This is a genomic window from Subtercola sp. Z020 (assembly GCF_002931235.1).
Taxonomy (GTDB): Bacteria; Actinomycetota; Actinomycetes; order Actinomycetales; family Microbacteriaceae; genus Subtercola.
This window is the reverse complement of record NZ_PSTT01000137.1, coordinates 1-5,019: the sequence shown is the minus strand read 5'-3', so window position 1 is coordinate 5,019 and position 5,019 is coordinate 1. Positions and strand designations below refer to the sequence as shown.

Here is a 5,019-nt window from a genome sequence, read left to right as displayed (position 1 = left end):
CTGTTCGGGGCAGGGCGCCACCCCGTTGGCGCCTGCCGTTGCGGGGTCGACGTCGTGCTGCCCTGCCTCGACGAGGCCGAAGCACTGCCCTGGGTGCTCGGACGCCTGCCCGCCGGGTACCGCGCCATCGTGGTCGACAACGGGTCGACGGATGACTCGGCCGCCGTGGCGCGCTCGCTCGGCGCCCTCGTGGTGACCGAGACGCAGCGCGGGTTCGGGGCAGCCGCCCACGCAGGCCTGCTCGCGGCGACCGCAGACGTGGTGGCGTTCTGCGATGCGGATGCGTCGATGGATCCGGCCGAGCTGCCGCGCATGGTGGCCCTGCTGCGCGGAGCGGGGGTCGACGGCACGACCACCGTGGCCGGAACTGCACCCGCCGGCTCCGCCACCTCCGGCACCGCCACAACAAGCACAGCCGGCACAAGCACGAGCACGAGCACGAGCACAACCACAGACACCGCCGACCTCGTGCTCGGCCGCCGCCGCCCCATCGCCCGCGGCTCGTGGCCCCTGCACGCCCGCCTCGCCAACCGCGCGCTCTCCCTGCTCATCCGGCTGCGGGCGCGCATCCGCCTGCACGATCTCGGTCCCATGCGCGTCGCCCGCCGCGAACCGCTCCTCGCACTCGGCCTCGAAGACCGCCGCAGCGGCTACCCCCTCGAGATGGTGCTGCGCGCGAATGCCGCCCACTGGAACATCGTCGAGGTCGACACGGGGTACTCCCCCCGCGTCGGCCGCTCGAAGGTCACCGGAACCCTCCGCGGCACCGTGGGCGCCATCACCGACATGTCGCGGCTGCTCGCCGCCGTGCGGAACAGCGGGTGAGGGCCGAAGCTGGGTGCCCGCTGTGCGAACCATCCATCGGGCCGTCTGCTCCGAACTCCTGCCGCACGAAAAACAGCTCATCGCAGTAGTCGCACAGCAGCCGTTCCACAGCAGCCAAGAGGGAGTCCCGGTGCTCACAGTCATCGTCATCGCAAAAGAGTGTCTACCGGGCAGGGTGAAGACCAGGCTCACGCCCGACGTGACGTTCGAGCAGGCTGCCCTCGTGGCATCCGCGAGCCTCATCGACACCCTCGATGTCGTGCGCGCGCTGCCCGCGACCCGCCGCATTCTCGCGTTCGACGGCGACCCCGCGAATGCTCCAGCACAGGCGGCCGGTTTCGATCTGATTCCACAGGTGACGGGGGCTCTGGATGCCCGGCTCGCCGACATCTTCGCGCACTGCTCGGGCCCCACCCTGCTGGTCGGCATGGACACTCCTCAGCTCACACAGCAGAACCTCGCACCGGTGCTCGCCTGGGCGCAGGCGCTGGACGGCGCCACCCCGCCCACGCTCACGTCGCCCACGCTCGCCCCGCCCACGCTCGGCCCGCCCACGCTCAGCGAGGGCGCCCCCGACGCACCCACCGGAAGCACCCCCGGCGCCTGGCTCGGCCTGTCGACCGACGGCGGCTTCTGGGCTCTCGCCATGGCGACCCCCGACGGCTCGCTGATCGACGGCGTGCCGATGTCGCAGGACGACACCGGCCGTGTGCAGCTCTCCCGGCTGCAGCAGGCGGGCCTCGTCGTCGGCCTGCTCGACGAGCTCACCGATGTCGACACCGCGCTGGATGCCGCCCACGTCGCCGCACTCGCGCCCACGGGCCGCTTCGCTGCAGCCTGGTGCGCCGCCACGGAGACGGCGACGACCTCACAGACGAGCGCACCCACGCCCACCCCCACGCCCGAGGCATCCGCACCCCGCGAGCTCGTGGAGGCGCGGTCGTGACGCCGACCTTCGGCGCCGGCGGCGACGAACCGTACGCCCGCGCCCTGCAGAACGACGGGCAGCTGCTGCTCGTTCCCGCCGCCGGCAACAGCGCCGCCTCGCTGGTGATGGACGTCGCCCGCTGGAGCGCCGCCGCCGACGCGACGGACATGAGCCTGATCGAGGAGGGCTCCGGCCCGCTGCTCGACATCGGCTGCGGCCCGGGCCGCATGGTGCGTGCCGCCCTCACCGCGGGGTACAGCGCGCTCGGCATCGACGTGTCGGATGCGGCGATCGGTGTGGCAGAGGCCGCCGGCGTTCCGGTGCTGCGGGCGTCGGTGTTCGATCCGCTGCCCCTTGAGGGAGCGTGGATGACGCTGCTGCTGGTCGACGGCAACATCGGTATCGGTGGGGATCCGTCGGCGCTGCTCGAACGGTGCGCCGAGCTCCTCTCCTCCACAGGCTGCCTCCTGGTCGAAGTCCAGCAGGACGCCTCGGTCGACCGCAGCTACGAATGCACCATCGTCGGCGATGACGGGCGGGCGAGCGCATCCTTCCCCTGGGCGGAGATCGGGGCGGCGGCCCTCGCCCGCCGCGGCTCCGCCGCCGGCCTCGACGTCGTGCAGACGTGGAGCCGGGACGGCCGCACGTTCTGCCGGCTCGAACCTCGCCCCTGAGCGGCGTCACCGCGGCCGTCGAGGGTGTCGGCGGAGCGGGAGAAACTGGAGATCGACCACGAGTTTGCAGCGAAACAGGCGCGGAATCGCGGTTGCGGAGCGGCGATACGGCAGCATAGGGTGTCCGACGACCGCTGAGCGAAAGGCACCCGGCCGCGAATGAGACACCCCGCATGAGCGCACGAGACCTCCAGGTCAAGCACGGCAGAGCGCACGCCAGACGCCCCATCGGCGTGCTGGTGACGCTGCTGGTGGCCGTCGTCGCCGTGCTCGCGGTCAGTTCCACCTCGGTCGCCGCCATCGCCGTGGCCCAGACGTTCGGGCGGCTGAAGCCGGGCATCCAGCTGCAGACCGCCGACGGCGGGCAGGCCGCACCGGTCAGCGTCGGCGCCATCGAGGGCGGCGTCAACCTGCTGCTCGTCGGCACCGACACCCGCACCGACCAGGGGTCGGGCTTCGAAGACGCGGCGAATCAGGATGCGAGTTCCGGGCTCGGCAACAACGACGTGACGATCCTCCTGCACATCTCCGCCGATCACAGCAACGCGGCCGTGATCAGCTTTCCGCGCGACATGATGGGCCCCGTTCCCGAGTGCCCCGACCCGAACGGCGACGGCGGCACGGTCGACGCGACCGACTTCGCGATGTTCAACACCACCCTCTCCCGCGGCGGGCTCAGCTGCACCGTGCTCACGGTCGAGGCCATCACCGGCCTCAAGATCCCCTACGCCGCCGAGATCAGTTTCGCCGGCGTCTCGGCCATGTCGACGGCGGTCGGCGGCGTCACCGTCTGCCTCGCCTCGCCGGTGGTCGACCCCTACACCGGCCTCGACCTCGAAGCCGGGCCACAAGACCTGGTTGGCGACGAGGCTCTCGCGTTCGTGCGCACCCGCCACGGCGTCGCCGACGGGAGCGACCTCGGTCGGATCAGCAACCAGCAGGTGTTCCTGTCGGCCCTCATGCGCAAGGTGACGAGCGCCGGCGTGCTCGCCAACCCGGTCACGCTCTACCAGCTCGCGAATGCGGCCGGCTCGAACATGAGCCTCTCGACGAGCCTCACGAACCCGAACTCGATGGTCTCGATCGCCCTCGCGCTGAAAGACGTCAACCTGTCGAACCTCGTGTTCGTGCAGTACCCGGTCGTCGACGATCCCGACGATGCGAACAGAGTGGTGCCCGACGATTCGGCCGCCGCCATTCTGAACGCCGCCCTGGTGAACGACCAGCCGCTGACGATCACCGGCGGCACAGGCCAGGCGGCCGAGGCCGACCCGAACGCCACGCCGGCCGAGACCGCGGGGCCGTCAGACGCGGGCACGCCGCCGGCCGACGGCACGACGCCGACCGACACGCCGACGGATGCACCGGCCGCGACCCCCAGCACGGTGGCCCTGCCGAGCACCGTCACCGGCCAGACCGCCGCAGAGGAGACCTGCACGGTCGGCAACTAGCGGGAGGCTACCTGGCCTCTAGTCGGCCTGCGGGCGACGACGGCTCCGAGCCGTACGCAGATGGGCCGCACGCAGATGGAATGCGGCGACGAGCGCCGTGACGAGCGCGATCCCGACCCACATCAGTCCGAGACGCGCGGCGTAGTCGAACGGCAGCACCGTCTCGTTCGCCGTGCCCAGCGTCTTCGCGTAGATCTCCGGCACGATCAGCAGCATCAGCAGGCAGCCGACCACGATTCCGCCCTGGATGATCAGCAGCAGTGACCGGGACACGGAGCGCCCGGCGCGGCGAGCGAGCACGCCGATCAGGAAGACGAGCGGCGAGATCACCGCGTCGTGGAGAATGATCGCCCCGAGCATCCATGCCGCCACGCCGAGGATGGCCGGAAGATCTTGCTTCGACACCAGAACGACGGCGCCGAGCAGCAGGCCGAGCACCCCGGCCCCGATCAGAATGCCGCGTGCGAGCCGCATCACATCACCTCCAGGGTGCTCAGCCACTTGGTCTGCAGCACGCCCGGGCGCCCGGGGGCGATCATGCGTGCCGGGTAACCGTGGTCGATGTCGAGCGTCTCGCCGTTCAGGGTGAGAGCCACCAGCGTGGACGGGTCGGCGACGTACTCGGAGCCCATCTGGGTCACCCGGTAGCCGCCCTCCTTCTCGAGGCTCGTGATGCGGAGCGAGGGCGAACCGCCGGGCGCGACGCGCTGCACCAGATCGGCCAGGCGCACGCCCGACCAGGTGGCCATCTGGCTCCAGCCCTCGACGCAGGAGATCGGAAGGTCTGCCGTCGTCTGGGGCAGGGCCAGCAGCTCGGCGCGGGTGAACGTGACCGTCGACGAACCGTTCTTCAGCGTGAGCGCCCAGCCCGGGTCCATCGCGGTGTCGGTGACCTGCGCTGCCGCGGCCGTTCGGTTGATCGGCACGCGCTGCGGGCCGATTCCCTTCTCACGGGGTGCGAACAGGTTGAACGGGCTGAGCCACGCGAACGACTGCCCGGCGGAGAGCACGACGACTGCCGCCACGCCCGCACCCACGGTGAGCAGGAAGCCGCGCCGGGAGGGGGATGTCGCGGCCGGGGGCGCATCCGGAGCCGACTCAGCAACCGTATCAGCCCTGGCCACAGCCCCAGCCCCAGCCG

Annotated in this window: 6 protein-coding genes; 4 read left to right on the top strand and 2 right to left on the bottom strand. The window is 71.3% G+C overall.

The genetic code is table 11. The annotated features are described in order from the left end of the window. The 4 genes from C5B96_RS16715 (at window position 1) to C5B96_RS16700 (ending at window position 3,878) form a co-directional block, all read left to right on the top strand. On the top strand, window positions 1-825 hold the full coding sequence (locus C5B96_RS16715; protein ID WP_199176703.1) for a glycosyltransferase family 2 protein: 825 nt from the start codon (window positions 1-3) through the stop codon (window positions 823-825). Between the two features lie 175 nt (window positions 826-1,000). Beyond that, complete coding sequence (locus C5B96_RS16710) at window positions 1,001-1,771, top strand: DUF2064 domain-containing protein (protein ID WP_233189262.1); 771 nt, start codon at window positions 1,001-1,003, stop codon at window positions 1,769-1,771. Continuing rightward, window positions 1,768-2,427, top strand: coding sequence for a bifunctional 2-polyprenyl-6-hydroxyphenol methylase/3-demethylubiquinol 3-O-methyltransferase UbiG (locus C5B96_RS16705; protein ID WP_233189261.1), 660 nt, complete (start codon window positions 1,768-1,770; stop codon window positions 2,425-2,427). Before C5B96_RS16710 ends, C5B96_RS16705 begins: the two co-directional genes overlap by 4 nt. Window positions 2,428-2,600: 173 nt before the next feature. Continuing rightward, entirely contained in the window at window positions 2,601-3,878 is a 1,278-nt protein-coding gene (locus C5B96_RS16700) for an LCP family protein (protein WP_104246491.1), read from the top strand. A gap of 18 nt (window positions 3,879-3,896) precedes the next feature. Here the strand turns inward: C5B96_RS16700 and C5B96_RS16695 are convergent, their stop codons facing one another. Together C5B96_RS16695 and C5B96_RS16690 are read right to left on the bottom strand one after the other, a co-directional pair. Further along, window positions 3,897-4,352 carry a hypothetical protein gene (locus C5B96_RS16695; protein WP_104246490.1) on the bottom strand — a complete coding sequence of 152 codons (456 nt, stop codon included), beginning with the start codon at window positions 4,350-4,352 and terminating at the stop codon, window positions 3,897-3,899. Next, the coding region (locus C5B96_RS16690) for a molybdopterin-dependent oxidoreductase (RefSeq protein WP_146078237.1) at window positions 4,352-5,019 on the bottom strand (668 nt) is incomplete at its 5' end. The genes C5B96_RS16690 and C5B96_RS16695, both read right to left, overlap by 1 nt.